Origin of the sequence: Flavobacterium sp. LAR06, assembly GCF_041946075.1 — a bacterium.
Taxonomy (GTDB): Bacteria; Bacteroidota; Bacteroidia; order Flavobacteriales; family Flavobacteriaceae; genus Flavobacterium.
Map to the genome: position 1 here is coordinate 195426 of NZ_JAUTYT010000004.1, position 22725 is coordinate 218150.

Annotated in this window: 24 protein-coding genes; 18 read left to right on the forward strand and 6 right to left on the reverse strand. The window is 32.8% G+C overall.

Annotation, left to right across the window (positions count from 1 at the left end):
• The first annotated feature begins 157 nt into the window (after positions 1-157).
• Genes rlmD through Q7C23_RS07730 form a run of 3 tightly spaced genes read left to right on the forward strand, consistent with a single transcriptional unit; the run spans position 158 to position 2930 of the window.
• The gene (gene rlmD, locus Q7C23_RS07720) at positions 158-1570 is read left to right on the forward strand and encodes a 23S rRNA (uracil(1939)-C(5))-methyltransferase RlmD (protein WP_375031962.1); all 1413 of its coding nucleotides are present in this window, start codon (positions 158-160) and stop codon (positions 1568-1570) included.
• Positions 1571-1582: 12 nt separating this feature from the next.
• Positions 1583-2140, forward strand: a complete 558-nt coding sequence (locus Q7C23_RS07725) for a DUF6452 family protein (protein ID WP_375031963.1) — start codon at positions 1583-1585, stop codon at positions 2138-2140.
• A complete protein-coding gene (locus tag Q7C23_RS07730) occupies positions 2112-2930 on the forward strand; it encodes a DUF6048 family protein (protein ID WP_375031964.1) in 819 nt (272 codons plus the stop codon). The genes Q7C23_RS07725 and Q7C23_RS07730 overlap by 29 nt, the downstream gene beginning before the upstream one ends.
• 66 nt (positions 2931-2996) lie before the next feature.
• Here Q7C23_RS07730 and Q7C23_RS07735 read toward each other — a convergent pair whose 3' ends face one another.
• The 3 genes from Q7C23_RS07735 to Q7C23_RS07745 all read right to left on the reverse strand — a co-directional run bounded on the left by Q7C23_RS07735 (position 2997) and on the right by Q7C23_RS07745 (position 5254).
• Complete coding sequence (locus tag Q7C23_RS07735) at positions 2997-3689, reverse strand: aspartate/glutamate racemase family protein (protein ID WP_375031965.1); 693 nt, start codon at positions 3687-3689, stop codon at positions 2997-2999.
• A 15-nt stretch (positions 3690-3704) separates the two neighbouring features.
• Positions 3705-3941, reverse strand: a complete 237-nt coding sequence (locus Q7C23_RS07740; RefSeq protein WP_056185923.1) for a hypothetical protein — start codon at positions 3939-3941, stop codon at positions 3705-3707.
• Positions 3942-4096: 155 nt separating this feature from the next.
• Positions 4097-5254 carry a class I SAM-dependent RNA methyltransferase gene (locus Q7C23_RS07745; protein WP_375031966.1) on the reverse strand — a complete coding sequence of 386 codons (1158 nt, stop codon included), beginning with the start codon at positions 5252-5254 and terminating at the stop codon, positions 4097-4099.
• A gap of 121 nt (positions 5255-5375) precedes the next feature.
• On the opposite strand from Q7C23_RS07745, the gene Q7C23_RS07750 reads away from it, so the two are divergent.
• Both Q7C23_RS07750 and Q7C23_RS07755 read left to right on the forward strand, forming a co-directional pair.
• Positions 5376-6140 (forward strand): class I SAM-dependent methyltransferase, encoded by a 765-nt coding sequence (locus Q7C23_RS07750; protein WP_375031967.1) that lies wholly within the window; start codon positions 5376-5378, stop codon positions 6138-6140.
• Positions 6141-6233: 93 nt separating this feature from the next.
• Complete coding sequence (locus Q7C23_RS07755) at positions 6234-6902, forward strand: ZIP family metal transporter (protein WP_375031968.1); 669 nt, start codon at positions 6234-6236, stop codon at positions 6900-6902.
• A gap of 171 nt (positions 6903-7073) precedes the next feature.
• On the opposite strand, the gene Q7C23_RS07760 is transcribed toward Q7C23_RS07755, so the two are convergent.
• The 3 genes from Q7C23_RS07760 to Q7C23_RS07770 all read right to left on the reverse strand — a co-directional run bounded on the left by Q7C23_RS07760 (position 7074) and on the right by Q7C23_RS07770 (position 11929).
• Entirely contained in the window at positions 7074-9458 is a 2385-nt protein-coding gene (locus tag Q7C23_RS07760) for a TonB-dependent receptor domain-containing protein (RefSeq protein ID WP_375031969.1), read from the reverse strand.
• Between the two features lie 153 nt (positions 9459-9611).
• Complete coding sequence (locus Q7C23_RS07765; RefSeq protein WP_375031970.1) at positions 9612-10760, reverse strand: helix-turn-helix domain-containing protein; 1149 nt, start codon at positions 10758-10760, stop codon at positions 9612-9614.
• A 23-nt stretch (positions 10761-10783) separates the two neighbouring features.
• Positions 10784-11929, reverse strand: coding sequence for a helix-turn-helix domain-containing protein (locus Q7C23_RS07770; RefSeq protein ID WP_375031971.1), 1146 nt, complete (start codon positions 11927-11929; stop codon positions 10784-10786).
• Between the two features lie 106 nt (positions 11930-12035).
• Here Q7C23_RS07770 and murQ point away from each other — a divergent pair, with 106 nt between their 5' ends.
• The 13 genes from murQ (at position 12036) to Q7C23_RS07835 (ending at position 22530) form a co-directional block, all read left to right on the forward strand.
• Positions 12036-12848, forward strand: coding sequence for an N-acetylmuramic acid 6-phosphate etherase (gene murQ / locus Q7C23_RS07775; RefSeq protein WP_375031972.1), 813 nt, complete (start codon positions 12036-12038; stop codon positions 12846-12848).
• Between the two features lie 95 nt (positions 12849-12943).
• A complete protein-coding gene (locus Q7C23_RS07780) occupies positions 12944-13165 on the forward strand; it encodes a DUF6095 family protein (RefSeq protein WP_017498392.1) in 222 nt (73 codons plus the stop codon).
• Between the two features lie 27 nt (positions 13166-13192).
• Positions 13193-13423: a hypothetical protein gene (locus Q7C23_RS07785; RefSeq protein ID WP_072971306.1), complete on the forward strand. Its 231-nt coding sequence runs from the start codon at positions 13193-13195 to the stop codon at positions 13421-13423.
• The gene (locus tag Q7C23_RS07790; protein WP_375031973.1) at positions 13408-13722 is read left to right on the forward strand and encodes a type II toxin-antitoxin system RelE/ParE family toxin; all 315 of its coding nucleotides are present in this window, start codon (positions 13408-13410) and stop codon (positions 13720-13722) included. Before Q7C23_RS07785 ends, Q7C23_RS07790 begins: the two co-directional genes overlap by 16 nt.
• Complete coding sequence (locus Q7C23_RS07795; protein ID WP_375031974.1) at positions 13710-14282, forward strand: pentapeptide repeat-containing protein; 573 nt, start codon at positions 13710-13712, stop codon at positions 14280-14282. Before Q7C23_RS07790 ends, Q7C23_RS07795 begins: the two co-directional genes overlap by 13 nt.
• A gap of 2 nt (positions 14283-14284) precedes the next feature.
• Positions 14285-14860, forward strand: coding sequence for a DUF1572 family protein (locus tag Q7C23_RS07800; RefSeq protein ID WP_375031975.1), 576 nt, complete (start codon positions 14285-14287; stop codon positions 14858-14860).
• Positions 14857-15039, forward strand: coding sequence for a hypothetical protein (locus tag Q7C23_RS07805; RefSeq protein WP_375031976.1), 183 nt, complete (start codon positions 14857-14859; stop codon positions 15037-15039). Before Q7C23_RS07800 ends, Q7C23_RS07805 begins: the two co-directional genes overlap by 4 nt.
• A 98-nt stretch (positions 15040-15137) precedes the next feature.
• Positions 15138-15509 (forward strand): DNA topoisomerase IV, encoded by a 372-nt coding sequence (locus Q7C23_RS07810; RefSeq protein WP_375031977.1) that lies wholly within the window; start codon positions 15138-15140, stop codon positions 15507-15509.
• Between the two features lie 29 nt (positions 15510-15538).
• The gene (locus Q7C23_RS07815; RefSeq protein WP_375031978.1) at positions 15539-16318 is read left to right on the forward strand and encodes a TerC family protein; all 780 of its coding nucleotides are present in this window, start codon (positions 15539-15541) and stop codon (positions 16316-16318) included.
• Positions 16319-16471: 153 nt separating this feature from the next.
• On the forward strand, positions 16472-18391 hold the full coding sequence (locus Q7C23_RS07820) for a DUF294 nucleotidyltransferase-like domain-containing protein (RefSeq protein ID WP_375031979.1): 1920 nt from the start codon (positions 16472-16474) through the stop codon (positions 18389-18391).
• Between the two features lie 2 nt (positions 18392-18393).
• Positions 18394-19020 carry a PolC-type DNA polymerase III gene (locus tag Q7C23_RS07825; protein ID WP_375031980.1) on the forward strand — a complete coding sequence of 209 codons (627 nt, stop codon included), beginning with the start codon at positions 18394-18396 and terminating at the stop codon, positions 19018-19020.
• A gap of 176 nt (positions 19021-19196) precedes the next feature.
• A complete protein-coding gene (locus Q7C23_RS07830) occupies positions 19197-20675 on the forward strand; it encodes an alkaline phosphatase PhoX (protein ID WP_375031981.1) in 1479 nt (492 codons plus the stop codon).
• 70 nt (positions 20676-20745) lie between these two features.
• Positions 20746-22530: a cytochrome-c peroxidase gene (locus Q7C23_RS07835; protein WP_375031982.1), complete on the forward strand. Its 1785-nt coding sequence runs from the start codon at positions 20746-20748 to the stop codon at positions 22528-22530.
• Positions 22531-22725 lie beyond the last annotated feature (195 nt).

Genomic DNA, 22725 nt, shown 5'->3' on the forward strand with positions numbered 1-22725 from the left:
AACATAACAAAAACGACTGGTTAGAAATGTAGAATTTAGGGATAATACTAAAAACAAAGTTAACTTTTAAACTTAATTAAACTAATAAATTCAACAATTTGATAAAATATTTTGAAATTTAAATTTATAAAAGTTTACAAACCCTTATTTTTGCGCTATGGGAAGAAAAAATACAGACAAAGTTGTCTTTCATCAAATCCAGGTTCTTGATGCTGGAGCAAAAGGAGTATCAGTAGCTAAGGCTCCAGACGGAAAAGTAATATTTATTCCGAATGTAGTGCCGGGTGATGTAGTTGACGTACAAACTTTCAAAAAAAGAAAAGCCTACTATGAAGGCAAAGCCGTAAAATTTCACGAATTATCAGAACATCGCATTGAACCAATTTGCGAACATTTTGGCGTTTGTGGGGGATGTAAATGGCAAAATATGAAATACAGCCAACAGTTGTATTACAAACAAAATGAAGTAAAAAACCACTTGCAGCGTATAGGAAAAGTGGAGCTTCCTGAATTCGAAACTATTTTGGGCTCAGAAAAACAATTTTTCTATAGAAATAAAATGGAATTTTCGTTTTCTAACAGCCGTTGGTTAACAGAAAAAGAAATTGGAAGCACTGAGGATTTAGGTAACCGAAATGCTTTAGGGTTTCATATTCCTAAAATGTGGGATAAAATCCTTGACATTCAAAAATGTCATCTACAGGAAGATCCCTCAAATGCCATCAGAAACGAAATCAGAGATTTTGCTAACGAACATAATTTAGCCTTTTTTAACCCGAGAGAACAATCAGGTTTGTTAAGAACTTTCATGATTCGTACTGCTTCGACTGGTGAAATCATGGTTCTGATTCAGTTTTTTGAAAATGACAAGAAAAATCGCGAATTGATTTTAGATCATCTTTACGATAAATTTCCACAAATTACTTCATTGCAATATGTTGTAAATTCAAAACAAAACGACACCATCTACGATCAGGATATTAAACTATATAAAGGCAGAGATTACATTCTTGAAGAAATGGAAGGTTTAAAATTCAGTATCAATGCTAAATCTTTTTACCAGACCAATTCTGACCAGGCTTATGAATTGTACAAAATAACACGTGACTTTGCCGGACTTACCGGTAATGAAACGGTTTACGATTTATATACAGGAACAGGAACAATTGCTCAATTCGTATCTAAAAAAGCAAAAAAAGTAATTGGTGTAGAAAGTGTTCCTGAAGCTATTTTAGATGCTAAAGCAAACGCAGAACGCAATAATATTACCAATTGCGAGTTTTTTGTTGGAGACATGAAAGTAGTATTCAATGAAAGTTTCATTGCACAACACGGAAAACCGGATGTTATCATTACAGATCCGCCAAGAGATGGTATGCATGCAGCTGTTATTGATCAAATCCTTAAAATTGCTCCTAAAAAAGTAGTATATGTAAGTTGCAACTCGGCTACACAGGCGAGAGACCTTGCTTTAATGGATGAAAAATACAAAGTTACCCGCGTTCGACCAGTTGATATGTTTCCGCAGACGCACCATGTCGAAAATGTTGTACTTTTAGAACTTAGATAACACAATTTATAAATGAAAAAAATAATTTCTCTTTTATTAGTCTTTACTTTTGGCTTGTCGAGCTGCGAGAAAGATGATATTTGTGATCCAGATACTCCAACAACTCCGCGTTTAGTATTTACATTTTATAAAATCAATAGCCCGAGCGAACTTCAAAATGTAACTGATTTAATGGTTATTGGTGAAGGTGAAAAGGCCGGAATTATTTTTAATGAAACTGCAACTGATACAACAAAATATTTAGCTAACGGAAGTACTATTTCTATTCCATTAAAAACAAATGCACTTTCAACAACTTATACTTTTGTTTTAGATTCGCAAAATGATAATCCTGCTGCCATAAACACTGATGCTATAAAAATCAATTATACGCATAATGATGTATATGTTTCCAGAGCTTGTGGTTTTAAAACCACATTTACGCTAGACCCGCTCTCAACAAGCCCTCCATTAAGCGTTCCTTTTGTTCAAAGTGATACAGACGGGAACGGACTTTGGATGCAGGAAGTTTTTGTAATAAATCCTAACATTGAAAACGAAAATGAAACACACATTAAAGTATTTTTTTAGTAGTTGTTTATTGTTTTCAATGGTTTTGGTTCAGGCCCAGGAAACATCAACTACAACAGTAACAAAAGAAACTGTTCCCGCGAAACCAAAAACGGAAAGTGTCAAACCGGAACTTCAGCAAACTGCTGCTAAGCCAGACAGTATAAAAACGGATCGTTATGGTCTTCGTGTTGGGGTTGATTTGTATAAATTGACACGTGGTCTTTATGACAAAGATTATAAAGGAATCGAAATTACTGGAGACTTTCGTTTAACTAAAAAATACTACATTGCTGCAGAGCTTGGATTTGAGGATAAAACGACAGACGACGACAGATTAAATTCGACTGCGACAGGAACGTATATTAAAGGAGGTTTTGATTATAATTTGTATCAAAACTGGCTTGACATGGAAAACTTAATCACAATAGGTTTACGAGGAGGTTTCAGTACTTTTAGTCAGGACTTAAACAGTTATAAAATCTATAATTCAAACCCATATTGGGGAGAACAGCCTGCAATTATTGCTGACAAAAAATATAATGGCCTTACAGCCGGATGGCTTGAAGTTGCTATGGGAATAAAAGCGCAAGTTTTTAATAACGTGTTTGTAGGTTTTGGCGTTCAACTAAAAATGTTGGTTGCTAATACGAAACCAGATGGTTTCGACAATCTTTACATACCTGGTTTCAACAGAACTTATGACGGAAGTTTCGGAATCGGATTTAATTATACCGTTTCTTATTTCATTCCAATTTATAAGAAGAAAACAGTTATTCCTATAATCAAAAAAGAAACTCCTAAAAAGTAATTTTTACAGATAAAACAAAAACCCCGGATTCATGAATTCGGGGCTTTTTTATGGTATGTTATTAAATTATGATAACTGGAATTGAACCGCAGCATTTGAATGAATTAAAGTCGTATCAAAAATTGGAACAGAAAGATCTCCTGGCAAAATTACTAACGGAATTTCAGTACATCCTAAAATTATTCCCTCAGCACCTCTTTCGATTAATTTATTAGCAATTTCTAAGTAACGCTTTTTTGTTTCTTCAGTTACTAGTCCTCTCCCTAGTTCTTCAAAAATTGTAGTATGAATAAAATCTTTATCTTCCTGACTTTCCGGAATGATCGCTTCTATTCCTTTTGCTTTCAATTTATCCGTAAAGAAGTCGAGTTCCATTGTAAACTTAGTTCCCAATAAGCCGACTTTTTTGATTTCTTGTTTCTCAATTTCAACAGCAGTAGCCGTTGCAATATGAATAAGAGGCAAATCAATAGCTTCTTCTAATCGATCTGCAATAAGATGCATGGTATTGGCACATAAAACAATCGCTTCTGCCCCGCCCGATTTTAAAAATTGACAAGCTTTAAAAAGCATTTCAAAAGTCGAATCCCAATTATTGGTTTCGTTATTCTTTTTTATATCAGAATAATTGAACGAATAAATCAAACATTCTGAGAAGTTCAATCCTCCCATTTTTTCGTTTATTCCTTCGTTTATAAGTTTGTAATAGTCTGCTGTAGAAACCCAGCTAATACCGCCTATAAGTCCAATTTTCCTCATATAAAAAATAGTTAGTTATCCAATTTCTCTAATTCCCTTTATAAAAATCCATTTCATGAAAAGCTTCTCGCCATCTTTCGTTTTTACCGCCTGAAATTTAGGCGCAATCAAAGTGGCCACTATAAAAGCCGTCATCGGAATCCAGATTCCCGTTAATTGTGTATAGTTTGCAATTACAAATCTGCCCGCAATAAATAAAATCGCGAAACATCCTAATTGATATAAAAAACCTCTTACTTGTAGTTTTGTCATTTCTTTTGAGTTGCTAAGGTTCTAAGACTCTAAGCTTCTAAGTTTTCATTTAGAAACTCAATTTACTGAACCATAATTTGTTTTGTTTGTTTATGAAAAATATTAAAATGCAAAGCAAAAATCTTAGCATCTTAGTATCTCAGAATCTTAGAACCTTAGACCTGAAATTTCGTTCTCTTACTTCCTTCGTACATTTCGTATTTTACCAAACGTGCTTCTAAACTTGCGTTGAAAAGCTTGATTTTTCTTGAAGGTTTTAGTCCAACAAATTTCAATGCTTCAAGATTTGCCGTGATAAACCAGGCGTTTGTTCCCGGATAGCTTTTCTTCAAAGTATCACCGATGTTTTTGTAGAATTCTTCCATATGAATATCCAAACGCTCATCGTATGGAGGATTGAAAACCATATGCAATTTTCCTTCAACCGCTTTTTCAGTATCAAAAAAGTTATCTTCTGAAATGGTAACGTAATCGTCCAAATTAGCATTTTTGATATTATCCTTAGCTTTGTTTACCGCACTTGGTGCTTTATCAAAACCTTTTATCGTATAGTGGAATTCCTTTGTTTTTTTCATCAAACTGTTTACAATCTGATCAAATAAATCATTATCCCAGTCTTTCCATTTTTCGAAAGCAAATTCTTTCCTGTTGATGTTCGCTGGAATATTACAAGCAATCATAGCAGCTTCCGCTAAAAATGTTCCGGATCCGCACATTGGATCTAAAAAATGACTTTGCCCTTCCCAACCTGATAACATTAAAATTCCTGCTGCCAGAACTTCGTTGATTGGTGCAATATTCGTAGCGGTTCTGTAACCACGTTGGTGCAATGAATTCCCTGAAGTATCCAATGCAACCGAAACCTGATCTTTATCGATATGAACGTTGATTCTTAAGTCCGGAAAAGCTTTATCAATGCTCGGACGCTGACCTGTTCTTTCTCTAAACTGATCCACAATCGCATCTTTACATTTCTGAGAAACAAATTCAGAGTGATTAAAATAAGTCGAATGCACTGTCGCATCAATTACAAACGTTTGGTTAGCATTTAAAAGCTTAGACCAGTTTACACCAGAAATTCCTTTGTATAATGCCTGCTCGTTGTTTGCTCTGAACGAATAAATTGGTTTTAAAACTTTAAGTGCAGTACGCAACGATAAATTGGCTTTGTACATAAAACCTTTATCGCCCTTAAAGCTTACCATTCTCACTCCTTTTTCGACATCCTGAGCACCAAGATCACGTAATTCTTTTTCTAATATTTCTTCAAAACCAAAAAAACATTTGGCTATCATTCTAAAATTTTCTTCCATCTTTATTTTTGTTTAAAAAAACAACTCCAATCGCAAAGGCATATTACCCCTCGCGAAATAGTTATTTTTCGGCAAAAATACACTAAATTTGCGGTACTTTGAATTAATTGAAATAGAATAAATGTCTGAAGCACCAAACTCATCAACACCAAATCAGGAGCGTAACACCGAAAACTGGTTCTCTTCATGGTTTGATACTCCTTATTATCACATTCTTTATAAAGACCGAAATTACCGTGAGGCTCAGATTTTTATGGATAATCTTACGCATTACCTAAATCTTCCTGAAAAAGCAAAAGTATTAGATTTGGCCTGCGGAAAAGGACGTCATTCTATTTATTTAAACCAACTTGGATTTGATGTTTTAGGCGCCGATTTGTCTGAAAACAGTATTGCCGAGGCCAGCAAAAACAGCAACGAAACCCTGCATTTTAAAGTGCACGATATGCGCGAGCCATTCGAAGAAAAATTCGATGCTATTTTTAATTTGTTTACCAGTTTTGGTTATTTCGAAAGCGATGATGACAATCTTACGACTTTAAAAGCCATCAAAGAAAGTTTATCTGAATATGGTTTTGCCGTAATTGACTTTATGAATGTGGCTCAGGTAATCGAAACTTTAGTTCCAGAAGAAGTAAAAACCGTTGACGGAATCGATTTTAAAATCAAAAGATATGTTGAAGACGGACATATTTTTAAAGAAATTGATTTTGAAGATCAAGGACATAAATATCATTTTACCGAAAAAGTAAAAGCTTTAAAGTTAAAAGATTTTGAAGAATTAATGGCCGAAGCCGGAATTTTTCTATTGGATATTTTTGGAGATTACAAACTCAAAAAATTTCATAAAACCGAAAGCGAACGATTAATCATGATTTTTAAATAAATTGGTGAATCGTTTAATTGTTTAACCGTTTAAACGCTAAGCAAAAAAAACAATTAACCGATTAAACAAATCAACGATTACACAAAATAACAAATGAACTATTTACTACCCTTATTTTCTGTACTTTTAGGTTATGCTGTGGCTTTATTTATAAAACCAAAAAACAAAACCAATCTAAAATTATTGCTTGCTTTTAGCGGTTCATTTTTATTATCGTTAACTGTCATGCATTTGTTGCCTGAAGTTTACGAATCACACAATCACAATATTGGTTTATTCATAATGGTCGGGATTTTATTCCAGATCATTCTTGAATTTTTCTCTAAAGGAGCCGAACACGGACACGTTCACGGGCACGCACAAATGTCACAGATTCCGTGGCTGCTTTTTATCAGTTTGTGTATCCATGCCTTCTTAGAGGGTTTCCCTGTAAGTCATCATCATGGTTTAGCCCTCGGAATTGCGATTCACCATTTGCCAATTGCCGTGATTCTAACCACGTTTTTCATCAATGCAAGTCTGAACAAAAAAGCCATTTTCGCCTTCATGCTGACTTTCGCCATTATGACGCCACTTGGTACAATCGCCTCCGAATATTTACCTGTTTTAAACAAATATTACACTGAAATCACAGCCGTTGTTATCGGAATCCTATTCCATATTTCATCGACTATTATTTTTGAAAGCAGTGAAGGACACAAATTTAATGTTGCTAAAGTTTCCATGATCGTTCTCGGTATTCTATTGGCATTCGTATTATAATTAGGGCGTGCCCATATTCACAAAAGGCGCTATTTAACAAACCGCTTATGTGCGCCTTTCGCAAATCTGGTCGGGCTATCCAGGCTAATTCGGTAGCTTCCTCATATCTCCCTCACGCAACAAAACAAAAGAACGTATCGATTTCTCATTTTCATAATTCAATTATCTAATTTACCTAGCTCTATTCTTTTCGTCTTGATTTCCTAAAGTACGCTCGCTCACATTAATTTTTTTGTTTCCAAAATTATAAACTACAGATAATCGGGCAAATCGGTTGCTTTCATTTTGGGTATACACTTGTTTTACACCATTTACAATCGAAACATCATCTTTTAAATATGACGTATTAAAAATATCATTTACTAAAAAGGCAATCTGCATGGTTTTGTTTAACAAATCTTGTTTAAAACCAATATTTAAACTTGATGTATATCCTGTTTCATACAAACCGCTTTTATAAGGCGTAGTATAATTAAAATCTATTTGTAATTTACTCGTTTTGCCAAGTGAAAATGTATTGTTGGTCGAAAAATCGACTTCAAGACCATTTACTGGTGTGGCATTAATATCTTTTATGAATTTAATATTTGAGCCTAAAAAATACAAAGAGTTCTCGCTCTCCCACCAATCTGCAAATGTGGCTGAATACGTTTCTCCAATTCCATAATTAAGGCCTTTAAAGTAATTCTCTCTCGATACCACCTGTGTCAATGTTTCTGGATTTGCAGTAAAAATGACGCCATATCCATCAGATACTGAATTCAAATAAATACTGGTTCTCAATATTTTTTTATAAGAATGTACAAACTCAAAATTGTCACTAAAAGAAGGTTTTAAAAACGGATTTCCTTCTGAATAACTGTTACTGCTGATATAAATTCGAAACGGATTTAACAGAGAAAAAGTTGGTCTTTTAATTCTCCTTCCATAATTAAAACTAAAGCTATTGTTTTCATTTTTCTGGTAAGAAGTATAAAAAGTTGGAAATAATTTAAAATAATTATTTACAGTTTCCTGATTTAAAGTTTTTGAAAAGCCATTTGTCTGTGTATTTTCTAATCGTAGTCCTGCTTGAAAATTCCATTTTTCATTGATTTTTTTATCCGCACTAAGATAAACCGCCTGATTGTTTTCGGTGTATTCAAATTGATTTGATTGATTTGTGTCTAATACCGGAGTTCCAGTGATTGTATTAAAAAAAAACACATCGCTATTGCTTTTTGTAAAACTCATTTTTGCTCCATAAGATAAATTTAGCGCCTGAAGCGGATGTTCCATATCAGCTTTAAAACTCAAATTATTAATATCCTGATTCGAAATATTTCGTCCCGCCTGATTTACATCCACAAAAGTTCCATCTGATGCATAATTGTTTGCTATAAAATCTCTGTCGAATTTCGAATCATAATCAAAATAATCCACATCAAAAGACAATTTTCGGTTTAGAGAATCCAGTTTTGTAATCAAATGCAGATTATAAGTTTGATTACCCGTTTTTCGGTCTAAAAAGCTCTCATTAATTACATAACTTTCTAATTGATTTTGAGTATTATACTGATCTATTCTAATATCTGAGTCAAAATCAGGATTGCTTTTATCTTTTAAAAATTGAAATCCAATGCTTGTTTTTTCTGACAAATCATAATCTAAAGCTACTTTTCCAGATAAGTTATCTTCATTTAATTTCGTTACTGCCTTCATTTTCGAAGGTCCTTCAACAAAGTACATATCAAGAGCTTCCTTAATATTTCTATAACCTGTTTTTGCATTGATACTGGCTGAAACCCTAAACTTGTTTTTATTGTAAAAGAAATTATTCCTTAAAGCATAAATTCCATATTTATTTTGGTCATAGGAAGCTGTAGTTGTATTTTTCCAGGAATTACGAGCTCCTTTTTTCATAATAATATTGATTAGTCCGCCAGTTCCTTCGGCTTCATATTTTGATGAAGGGTTACTTATAATTTCAATATTTTTAATATCACTTGCCGAAATAGATTTCAAGAAATTATTAAGTTCTTCGCCAGTTAATTCAATCATTCTTCCTTCAATCATAACACGAGAAGTCCCCTTTCCTAATATGTTGATAGCATTATTTTGTACTACAACGCCTGGCGCAGTATTTATGGCGCTCAAAGCATCCCCACCAACGTTTGTTACATTATTTTCAAGATTATAAACCAAACGATCTGTTTTTTGTTCAATTGTACTTTTTTTGGATTGAATGACCACTTCTCCCAAATTGGTTACATTATCCTTTAAAATAATCAAACCTAAATTGATATCTTTTTCAACGGTAATTTCTTTCTCAAATTCAGAATATCCCGCTGCATTAATTTTGACTCTGTAGAAACCTTTATTCAAAATCACTTCAAAACTTCCGTCTTCTTTTGTTGTTGTTCCATTTATAATTTTTCCGTCTTGATTTAAAATTTCGACATCTGTCCATGCTACCGGTGTTTTTTCATCGGCAATTTTTCCATTTAATTTAAAGGATGTTTGTGCTAAACAAAAGAGAGGCAATAGTAAAAAAATAAAGAGGTTAACTTTTTTCATAATTTCTAATTTTAACTTGTTCGATTAATTTGAAGCAAAGTTGCCTTAGAAATTTTAAGAAGGCGACCGACAAAAAAAAGTCGAACCAATTTCTATTTAGGAAATTAGTTCGACTTTATTTAACATGGCGTACGACTTTTTACAAAACCTTTATTATGAAGCGTTTCGGTATGCTGTAGGCGTTAAATTAGTGTATTTTTTAAAAGATGTATTAAAAGACGATTTAGAATTAAAACCTACTTCATAGAGAATTTCTAAAACTGTAAGATCCTTTTTTAAGGGATTTTTCAAAATACCCATGGCTTTTTGAATGCGATATTCGTTTACAAAATCAAAAAAATGTTGTTCCATATGATGATTAATCAAAATGGATAAATCACGAACCGGAATATCTATTTGATTTGAGAGTTCCTGAATGGTAAGCGACGGATCAAGAAAAGGTTCTTTCTCGGCCATATATTTTTTTAATGTCGAAATCTGAGCTGTAATTAAATCGTTTTGAAGCTCCTTTGTTTCAACAGCACTTTCATTTTCCTTAGGAAGAATATCTCTTGTTAATTGCAATTTAGAATTTATACCTCTAAAAAGTTCAGGATCATTCAATGCTTTTAACACAAACCAGCAAGTTGCTACTAAGGCTAAAAATTGCATGATTACATTTGCCCAAATCCATAGTACTTCAAAATCAGTAAATCTTAAAATATTCTTAGCTATTGATAAATAATACAAACTAAAAAACACAGTCGATATTTGAAACAGCCACTTAAAAATAGAAGTCTTAGGATTAGTATAATTTTCCCGATATATTTCTTTATACTTTTTTAAAACTAAAAATACTCCAATGCTGTACAATACAATTTGCAAAGCCAACATCAACTGCAAAAAGTAAAATTCAGGCATTTGACTACGCTGCTCATAAAACTGCATTTTATCTACATCATTTAAAAAATAGATGCTGCTTATAAAAACTGCATTTATAAATACAAACGGAATTGCATGAAGCAAATGCTTGGTTCTTAATCGAAAATCCGCAAAACAAACGGAGATTATATACAGATAGAAAATAGGAAGTACCAAAGCACAAGTAGTCCATCTGAAAAATTCTAAATTAAGATAATCTTTAATGAAAGCTTCACTCATAAAAATTCCAATATCATCAACTACAAAAAATAGTAAATAAGAAGCAAATAGTCTATTTGCTAATTTATTTTGGGTTTTTACAGTGAATAAAAAGAATGCCAGCAATAATGAAACAAAAACTGACATCCGGCCCATAACGCTCAAAAAGCTATCTATATCCATTTATTTTTTTGATTACTGATTTATTATACTGCATTTCTATAAGCTGTAGGCGTGAGATTTGTATATTTTTTAAAAGAAGTATTGAATGAGGATTTTGAATTAAAACCAACTTCATATAAAATTTCTAAAACGGTAAGCTCCCTTTTAGACTCATCTTTTAAAATATTCATTGCTTTTTGGATTCGATATTCATTTACAAAATCAAAAAAGTGCTGATCCATTTTATGATTAATCAAAACGGATAAATCCCGGACCGGAATATCAATTTGATTTGCCAATTCCTGAATCGTAAGCGACGGATCCAGAAAAGGTTCTTTCTCAGCCATATATTGTTTCAATGTCAAGATTTGAGTATCAACAACTTCATCCTGATGTTCTTTTACTTCAATTGGATTTTCATTGTTTTGGGGAAGAATGTCTTTCGTTAGCTTTAATTTAGAATTAATTCCTCTAAAAAGTTCAGGATGATTTAGTGCTTTCATTACAAACCAGCATATTACACACAACGCCATAATTACCATAAAAACATTTCCCCAAAGAAAAGTCTCTCTTGATGCTGTATAACGCAATAAGTTTTTTGAAGCGGTAATACAATGCATTACTACAAAAACACAGTTCATCTGAAAAAGCCATTTATAAGTCGAAGTACTGGGATTCGTATAATTTTCGAGATAAATTTTTCGGTATTTCCTCAAAATTAAAAAAACGCTGATAATATAAAACCAATATTGAATTTCAATTAAAATTTGAAAAAAGTAAATTTCAGGCATTTGGCTATAATTAGCCAAAAAATGCTCTTTCTCAATTCCAGATTGAAAATAAAATCTTGGCATCAATACCAAATTCATCACAACAAAAGGAAGTGTGTATATCAGATGCTTCCATTTTAATCGAAAGTCAGAATAACACACCGCTAAAACATACAAATAAATCAAAGGCATTTCCAGTAAGCATGTTGTACTTCTCAAAATCTCAAAATCTACATATTCCTCTGGAAAAGAATAAGCTAGAAGTCCACTGAAATCAATTCCTGAAAAAATAATAAAGCAGGCAAATAATCGATTGGCTAATTTATTTTCCGTTTTTACTGTAAGTAAAAAAAATGCCAACAGTAATGAAACAAAAACAGCAATCCGAGCAATGCCATCTAAAAAGCCTAATTTATCCATTCCTTCTTTTGATTATTCAACAAATATAATATTTTAGTTGTTTTAAAAAGGTTTTAAAAATTGCAATAAAAATGAGTATTTTTGGGCTATTCTATAACTACGAAAAATGACCTTTACAAAAACTACAGAACAAGCATCAAAATACGAACATTTAGAAAAAATGTCGGTTCATGAATTGCTTACCAATATCAATAATGAAGACAAAACTGTCCCGAATGCAGTTGAAAAAGCGATACCACAAATTGAAGCTTTAGTGGCTCAGGTTGTTGCTAAATTAAAACTAGGCGGACGAATTTTTTATATCGGAGCCGGAACTTCTGGCCGTTTAGGCGTTGTTGATGCTTCAGAATGCCCTCCTACTTTTGGCGTTCCTTTTGATTTGGTAAACGGAATTATTGCGGGTGGTGACACTGCGATTCGTCGTGCCGTAGAAAACGCCGAAGACAATGCAACACAGGCCTGGATCGATTTACAAGCAAATAATATTGGTGTAAATGATGTTGTAATTGGTATTGCTGCCTCGGGAACTACACCTTATGTAATTGGTGGTTTAGAAACTTGCAATCAAAATAATATTCTTACAGGATGCATCACTAATAACGCCGGAAGCCCATTGGCTTTGACAGTGCAATTTCCAGTTGAAGTTGTGGTTGGACCAGAATTCGTTACCGGAAGTTCGAGAATGAAAGCCGGAACAGCTCAGAAATTAGTTTTAAATATGATTTCGACTGCAGCGATGATTCAACTTGGAAAAGTGAAAGGAAACAAAATGGTCGATATGCAGTTGAGCAACATCAAATTGGTCGATCGTGGTGTGAAAATGATTATGGGCGAAATTCCGGTTTCGTATGATGAGGCGTCTGAATTATTGAAAAAATATGGCAGTGTGAGAAATGCTGTTGATAATTATAATGCGTAAAAATATTTAACCGCAAAGCTCGCAAGGTTTTACGCAAGGTTCGCAAAGTTGATCAACTTGAAACCTGAAACTTTTCAAACTTGAAACAAAAACAAATGGCAACAAATAAAGAATTATTAGGAAAAGGAATTAAATATTTATCAGGTTCGTTGCCTCTACTATTTATTGGTCCTTCGTTGATTTATAATGCTTTTATGAATCAGCATACAAATTGGCATTATTTAGTTTTAGGAATTGGGATTGTCGCTTGTTTAAGTGCTATGTTTTTGATTTTTTACGGATTGAAAATCATTATGAAAGGTTTGTTTAACGACTAATTTGTATCTTTACTAAAATTCACAATTATGGATATTCAAGCAGAAATAAATTGGATTCATCAAGAAATTGATAAAGTAAAAGATCCTTCTTTTGTAGAAAAATTAAAACATCTTCTACAATCAATCAACAATACTACGGCTGATTCAGATGCATCTTACAATTTAGACATTGAAAATGCTTTAGAAAACATCAAAAAAGGAAATTTTTATACTGAAGACGAAGCCAAAGAAATTGCTAAAAAATGGGGAAGAAAATAATTTGGTCAAAAGATGCTTTAGATCAATTAGAAGACATTCATTTTTATATTTTCTTTGAAAGTAAGTCTATCACAATAGCAGATAAAGTAGCTAATACCATTTTTGAAAGCACTGAAATAATAAAAACACAACCAGAAATTTACAAACTTGATAAACAAAAAACTAACAATGATGGAAGTTTTAGAGTTTATAGTGTTTCTGATTATAGCATTTCCTATCAAATAAATAACGATTCAATCTACATTCTTCGTGTACCTCACAACGCACGAAAATCCAAAAAACATCCATGGAAGGTATAATTCATATTCAGAAAACATTCGAGAAAGTCATTTATATTGACAAAAAAATAAACAATCGGGAGTTTGAGGATTGTGTTTTTAAGAACTGTGATTTTTCAAACAGTAATTTTGCTTACAATACTTTTTTAGACTGTGAATTTATTGACTGTAATTTGTCGATGACTAGTTTGGCCGGTACTAATTTAAAGAATGTTACTTTTAAAAACTGTAAACTTTTAGGAATTGCTTTTAACGAATGTGATGACTTTTTATTTCAGGTTTATTTTGAAGAAACCGCTTTAGATTATGCTATTTTCTCCAACAAAAAAATGCCTAAAACAAAATTTATTAATTGTTCTGTTCGAGAAGTTACTTTTATAGGAACCAATTTAACGAGTTCGGTTTTTGATAATTGTGATTTGGATGGCGCAATTTTTAATGAAACACAATTGGCAGCGGTCGATTTTAGAACGGCTTACAATTATAAAATTGATCCGGAATTTAATCCGATGAGAAAAGCACAATTTTCGAATCAGGGAATTGTAGGACTATTAGATAAGTACGACATTAAAATTGTATAAATATGGAAGCAACGGAATCCTATTTAGAAAGCGTTAAAAAGCAATTTTTATACTATAAAATGTTAGGTGAAAAAGCGATGGATCAATTAGAACCAGAACAGCTTTTTGTCGCAATAAACGAAGACACCAATAGTATTGCAACCATCATAAAACACATTTCCGGCAATATGTTATCGCGTTGGACAGATTTTTTAACTTGTGACGGAGAAAAAGAATGGCGCAATCGTGATGCCGAATTCGAAAATGATTTACAATCAAAAGAAGCAGTTGTAGAAGTTTGGAATAAAGGTTGGGATGTATTTATTAATACATTAAATAGCCTAAAAGCGGAACAGCTTTCGGATATTATTTATATCCGAAATGAAGGCCATACTGTCATTGAAGCTGTAAATCGTCAATTGGCACATTATCCTTATCATGTTGGACAAATCGTTTTCTATGCCAAGCAATTGAAAAATAGCGATTGGGAAAGTTTATCAATTCCGAAGAATAAATCCGGAAATTACAATGCCGAAAAGTTTGCCAAAGAAAAAGAAATCAAGAACTTTACAGATGATGAACTAAAAAGATTGAAATGATAGAATTTCATGCGTATTTTGGAGGTCTTTGGTGGATTCTGATTCGGTTTTGCAGAACAAAATTAGCCGATGAACAGTCTGATAAAAACCGAAGACGAAATTTATATTTTTTGGCATTTCTTAATATCATTATTGCATCTATAGTAACATTATTTCTTATATATCCGATATTCTTCTAGCCCCGATGGGAGGAAAGATCCTTTTGTGCCGGGGTTCGGCACAAAAGATTTGGAAGGATAGCAGGAAACAGCTCCTAAAAAAAACAACTTATTTAAAAATGAAAAAAATTATATTCCTTTTACCGTTAATCACATTATTTTCTTGTTATAACACAGAACACAATTGCAAAGACTTTAAAAACGGAAAGTTCAAATTTGAGTTTGAAGTAAATGGTGTTAAAAAAACAACCATTTTTGAACGAAAAGATAATATCGAAATCGAGACTTTTGATGGAAAAACAGATACCTCAACAGTACGCTGGGTAAGTGATTGTGAGTATGTTTTACAGAAGAAACATCCAAAAAACATGGCTGAGGAAAAAGCAATCAGCATGAAGATTTTAACGACTTCTAAAGATTCTTATACTTTTGAATTTGGAATGGTAGGTTCTGAAGAAAAACAGCGCGGTACAGTTACTAAAATAGACTGATCGTTTAATTAAACAAATACGTTTTAAAAATGGAAATACTTTTTAATCCTGACGCCTGGATCGCTTTATTGACACTAACTTTTCTTGAAATTGTTTTAGGAATTGACAATATCATTTTTATATCGATTGTGACCGGTAAATTACCCGAAGAAGATCGCAAAAAGGCAACACGAATTGGTTTATTTCTGGCTATGTTTATGCGTATCGGACTTTTAATGGGGATTTCGTATTTGATTGCCATGAAAGCCACAATATTTAGTATTCACTGGGGCTGGTTTGAAGGTGATTTTACAGGTCAGGCTTTGATTTTATTCTTAGGGGGATTATTCTTAATTTATAAAAGTACTAAAGAAATTAGCGAAAAGGTAGATCATCACGGTGAAGAAGAAAAAACGATTAAAGAGGCTGCAAAGAAATCTTTTTCAAATGTTATTGTTCAGATATTGTTGATCGATTTAATTTTTTCTGTCGACTCAATACTAACTGCAGTAGGTATGACAAATGGCGTTCAGGGCGCTTTAACTATAATGATTACTGCTGTTATTATTTCTGTTTTAATTATGATGTTATTTGCCGTTCCTGTTGGGAATTTTGTAAATAAAAACCCGTCGATTCAAATATTAGGACTTTCCTTTTTAATCCTTATCGGATTCATGTTAATTACTGAAAGTATGCATTTATCAGATGCTACACTTGCTGGTGAACATATTGGAGCAGTTCCAAAAGGTTATTTGTACTTTGCTATTACATTTTCACTTGCAGTTGAGTTTGTTAATATGCGAATTCGGAAAAAACAATCACAAAACTAAATCATAAGTTCCAATTTGGGAATTCTTCCGCAAAGGCGCCAAGTCGCAAAGAATTATAAACTTTGTGCCTTAGCGCCTTTGTGGCTATAAAAAAATAACGTGTTTCTTTTACATTTCTATTTAAAATAGTATTTTAGAACCTAAATCTCACGCATGAAAAATACCATATCACATAGAGTTGCCGACTTTTTAAAGGACTTCCCTCCTTTTAGCTTTTTACATAAAATGGATTTAGAAAAGCTATCAGAACAAATTTCGATTATCTACAAAGATAAAGATGCAATGATTTTTGCCGAAAACGAAAAAACACATGATTCTTTTTATGTTGTTCATAAAGGTGCTGTAGCTTTAAAGAAAAACTCCAAAAACACTGTTTTGGACATGTGTGATGAAGGAGATATTTTTGGATTGCGTCCGCTTTTGGCGCAGGAAAATTATATTATGGAAGCTGTAGCGCACGAAGAAAGTATTTTATATGCCATTCCTATTGCGGTTTTTAAACCTTATGCACTGGAGAACAGAACAGTTGGCAATTTCCTGATCGAAAGTTATGCCTCAAACACCAAAAATCCTTATTCTGATATACATAAAGATAAATTATATGGCGATGATTTGGCACATAATACAATGCAGTCAGACACTAATTCCTTTGATTTAACCCCTATAAAATATTCAAAGAAAATTGTTACTTGTTCGCCATCAACTACCGCAAGAGATGTAGCCAAAATCATGAACAAAAAGAAGGTTGGAGCCATATTAATTGTTGATGAAATGCTTCCAATAGGTATTTTGACTGATAAAGATTTACGCAATAAAATCGTAACCGGAGAATACTCGATTATGACAACGGCCGAAACGATCATGACGAAACCAGTTATTACTTATCCGAAGAAAATGACAGTTACGGAAGCTCAAATGGCGATGATGAAAAGTAATATCAGTCATTTGTGTTTAACGAAAGACGGTACTATCAATACAAAAGCAGTTGGAATACTATCCAAACATGATGTAATGGTTGCACTGGGAAATAATCCTGCTGTTTTGATTAAAGCTTTAAAAAGAGCAAAAAAAATCAAAGAGATTAAGCCTATCAGAAACAGAATAATGCAGTTGCTTCAGGGATATTTAGATCAAAACATTCCGATGACATTGATTTCTAAAATCATAACCGAATTAAATGAAGCCTGCACGACTCGTGTTATTGAAATGTGTATTGAAAAAATGAGCAGTCCGCCACCTGTAAAATTTGCATGGCTGGCCCTGGGAAGCCAGGGACGAAGTGAGCAAATGCTGCATACCGATCAGGATAATGCAATTGTTTATGAAAATGTTTCTGAGGTTTTTAGAGACGAAACCCGAATATACTTTTTGAAATTTGCCGGCCTTGTCAATAAAGGACTTTTTGAAATTGGATATGATTATTGTCCGGCTGAAATGATGGCTTCGAACCCAAAATGGTGTATGAGTCTGGATGAATGGAAAAGCCAGGTTCATCATTGGATTACAAATCCTGGAAAAAATGAAGTTTTATTGTCGTTCATATTTTTTGATTACAGTGTAACTTATGGCGATACGGAAATTGCTAGTCAATTATCTGATTCTATTTTTGAAGATGTAAAGGCAAATCCAATTTTTTATGTTCATTTAGTTAGTGGTGCTTTACAAAGTCCGTCTCCAACAGGCTTTTTTAGGCAATTTTTAGTAGAACAAGACGGTGCCAACAAAGACAATTTTGACATAAAAAGAAGAGCTTTGATGCCTTTGACAGATGCCGCACGTGTCTTGATTCTATCCCATTCTGTTAAAGGAATCAGTAACACAGCCGAACGTTTTGAGAAACTGGCAGAGTTGGAACCTACTAATAGTGAATTGTATTTATCTTGCTCCTATTCTTTTAAAGCTTTGTTGAAATTTAGGACCAAACAAGGGCTTTTACATCATGATTCAGGCCAATTTATCGCCTTAGAATCTTTATCTAAAATGGAAAAAATAAAGCTCAAAAGAACTTTTAAAACCATAAAGGAACTTCAGGAATTAATTAGCGTAAGATTTAATGTTTCAAACGTAGTATAATTATGAGTTTACTTAATTTTTGGAAAAAAGAAGAAAATCTGTTCGATGAAAATATCACGATTGAAGAAACTCGTTTTGTTGTTTTAGATACTGAAACGACAGGCTTTGATTATGAAAATGACAGGATCTTATGCATTGGAGCACTTGTTTTGCAAAATGGTGTAATCTCCATTCAAAATAGTTTCGAAGTCTATATTGAACAAGATCATTATGATAAATCAACAGCTCAGATTCACGGTATCTTAAAAGCATTTATTTTGAAACGCCCTAGTGAACTAGAGGCTTTACAGCAATTTTTAGCTTTTTTAGGAGATTCCATTATTATCGCTCATCACACTGTTTTTGATGTTACCATGATCAACAAGGCTTTAGAGCGGAATGGTTTACCTGAATTGAAAAACCATAGATTAGACACCGCTTTTTTGTATAAAAAAACCTTAATAAAATCTCATTTGTTTGAAAGAAAAGATCATTATACATTAGACGATCTAGCAGACAAATTTGATATTTCTAAAAAAGACAGACATACCGCTTTGGGAGATGCTTACATAACCGCAATTGCTTTCCTAAAAATTGTAAAAAAACTGAAAGAGAAAAAAGCCATTAACCTGAACTCATTATTTAAATAAAGGAAAACTGGTTTTTAAGATTTATTTGTGAGGCTTAAATTTACATTTAAACTATTAAATTTACTTTTTAGTAATACATACCTTATTATTTGTTAGCAATTTTAAAAGATTAGCATAACATACATTTTGTTTTTGAGAGATAGCTTTGCTCTAATCAAAAAAAACAAAAAACAGTTATGAAACTTAATTTTTTCAAATCAATTGCGTTGTTAGGTATTACAGGTCTTTCTGTAATTAGTTGTCAAAATGATGACAAAGATTCTTCAAAAGATGTTAATGCTGACATTGACTTTACATCACATTCAAAAGTACCTGCTTTTGTTTATCCAATGACGGGGTTCGAAAGCCTAAAAATCAGTACACTTATTACCAGTGCAGATGTATTGCCAGGTTCTCCTTCTTTTGTTTACGGAGCTCAGCCTGACGGAGCCGGACTTATGAAAGACCCAAATGGAGAAGGTTATATTTTGATTACCAATCATGAAATTTTACAATCTGTTTCAAGAGTTTATCTTGACAAAACATTCAAACCTGTAAAAGGAGACTATCTTGTTGACGGAATTGGTGGAATGACACGTTTGTGTTCAGCAACTTTGGCAACTCCTGCAGTGCACGGATTTGGTCCACTTTTCTTAACAGCTGGAGAAAGCGGTCAGGAAAGTATGGTACACGGGATTAATCCTTTAGGTTCATCAGCTGATAAAAGCAAAACCGACAGGGTTTTACCAGCACTAGGAAAAGCAAGTATGGAAAATGCGGTTCCACTTCCAAAAGAAGCTTATCCTGGGAAAACTGTTATTCTTATTGGAGAAGATCAATCTTATGCAACTTCACACGCAAGTGCAGGACAATTAATTATGTATATGAGTGCTGTTGGAGATTTATCTAATGGAAAATTATACGCTTTAAAAAGAACAGACGGAAACCAAGTAGAAACGACAATGAAATTAAACAATTCATATCCTGTTTCATTTGTTGAAATTCCAGATGCAAAAAACCTAACTGGTGCTGTTATCAATACAACTGTAAATGCTTTAGGAGCGATTCGTTTTTCAAGAGTTGAAGATGTAGATTACAGAAAAGGAAGTGCAAGCAATAATAGAGAAATTTACTTCACTGCTACAGGACAAGCAACATCAAACGCTCCGGTTGAAGGTTACACTATGTGGGGACGCGTTTACAGATTAAAAATGGATGCTAATGATCCTCTTAAAGGTACTTTGGAATTGGCCGTTGAAGGGGACAGTACACCGGGAACAGGGATTATCAATCCTGATAATATATGCGTAACTGAGAATTACGTTTATATTCAGGAAGATGGTGACAGTTATTATGCTGATTCTAAACATGATTCTTATATCTGGCAATTTAACATCGCTACAAAACAAAATAAGCCATGGTTAAACATGAACCATAAGAGAACAGATACTGCGTGGAATACTTTATATAACCAGACTGGTGAAATGAGATTCGGAAGCTGGGAATTTGGCGCTATGGAGGACATTTCAGACATCATTGGTGTTCCGGATACATTCACAGTAAATATTCACCCACACACTTGGCAAACTGATGCGTTTAAAAATGCTGATGGTTCTGGAATTAACACTAATAAAGAAGGTGGTCAAACTGTAATTATTAGAAACGTACAACGATAATAATTCAGCCAAAATAACATTAAAAGCAACCCTTATTTTTCAATAAGGGTTGCTTCTATTACAATCTATTATGAAATTAAAGCATTTTATCTTCGTACTTTTAACGCTTTGTTTTTTCTTTTCATGCCAAAAAAATGAAGTTTCAGAAACAACGATTAAACAAGATTTACTGATTGATTTAACCAAGCTAAATAATGAAATTATTCAGTTTGAAAAGTTGGTAAATAGCAATTCATCACAAAAAGAAATTTTAACTCAATTTAAGAAGTCTCGATTAGCTTATAAAAAAGTCGAATGGGCAATTGAATATTTTATTCCGGAAACTGCCCGATTTATGAATGGGCCAGCATTGGATGAAATGGAATTGGAAGAGAACAAATCTTTTGAACCTCATGGTTTTCAGGTTATTGAAGAAACAATTTACCCAGAATATCAAATTGAAAACAAGAAAAATATAATCAGAGAATTACATATTTTTCAATCTAATATTAAGCAGATCACAACCACTTTTGAAGTAATAACGATAAGTGATGATTATGTTCTGGATGCAATACAACAAAATGTTTTCAGAGTTATTTCGTTAGGAATTACAGGTTTTGATAGTCCAATTTTACAATCTTCAGTTTTAGAAGCTGGTGAAAGTTTGATTGTGATTCCTGAATCTTTGGAGAAAATCAATTCTAAGAACAAATCATTGTCCGAAATAAAAAAATTGACACAAAAAGCACAAACCTACTGTATCGAAAACAATAATTTCAATGCCTTTAACAGAGCCTTTTTTATAACCGAATACCTAAATCCAATTTCGAAGAAAATTAAAGCTTTCCAGAAAGAAGAAAATATTAAAAACGTAAAGAAAAACAGTCCCTTAAAACCAACCATAGAAACTTTATTTGATAAAGATGCTTTTGATGCCAACGGATTTGTTCTTTCTAAAGAATATAATTTTAGTCCGGATAAATCCCTTTTAGGAGAAAAATTATTTTACGACAAAAGTCTTTCTAAAAATAACGACAGAAGCTGTGCGACATGCCATCACCCTGAAAAAGCATTTACAGATGGTTTAAAAACAAATGTTTCCTTAACCGGATCTAATTTAGCAAGAAACACTCCTACTCTAACATATGCTTCATTGCAAAATGCCCAGTTTTGGGATTTGCGACAATTAGATTTAGAAAAACAAAGTGTTGATGTAATTCAGAATAAAGATGAAATGCATGGATCAATGGAAAATATTCACGCAAAAATTTTAGTAGATAAAGAGTATATAAAACTATTTAAAAAAGCTTTTCCTAAAACCACAAAAACAGAGGCCTGGCAAATTCAAAATGCTATTGCAAGTTATGTACGGTCTTTGAATTCTTTTGACTCTAGATTCGATCTTTATATGAGAGGAGAAAAAAGCACTCTGAATGATCAGGAAATTGAAGGAATGAATCTCTTTATGGGAAAAGCGAAATGTGCCACTTGTCATTTCACACCAATATTTAATGGAACTGTTCCACCAAGCTATTCTAAAACCGAGCATGAAGTTATAGGAACTCCGAACGAAGCATCAGGAAAAAAACTAAGTCCTGATTTGGGAAGGTATCTATACAATAAAATGCCACAATTGGTTGGTGCGTTCAAAACACCAACGGTTAGAAATATAGCTGTAACTGCTCCATACATGCATAATGGAGTTTTTAAAACTTTAGAAGAAGTAGTTTCATTTTACAATAAAGGAGGTGGACAAGGTTTGGGTTATGAAGTAGAAAATCAAACACTCCCTTTTGATAAATTGAATTTAACTGTAAAAGAGGAACAAGCTCTTGTTACCTTTATGAAAACGTTGACAGATAAAAAATATCAGTAAAATCGAAAACAAATTAAATCAAAAATGCCTGAATTTAAAGTCTGGCATTTTTGATTTTAATCTACAAATATTCGATAGGGAAATACATTTGAAGATTTGTTTTTAAGATTTTTCAAAAAGCTATCACACAAATAATCCCATTCATTTTTTGACAAATGTTCGATTTCTTCGGTTTTTTTGTAATAAAAATGTCTA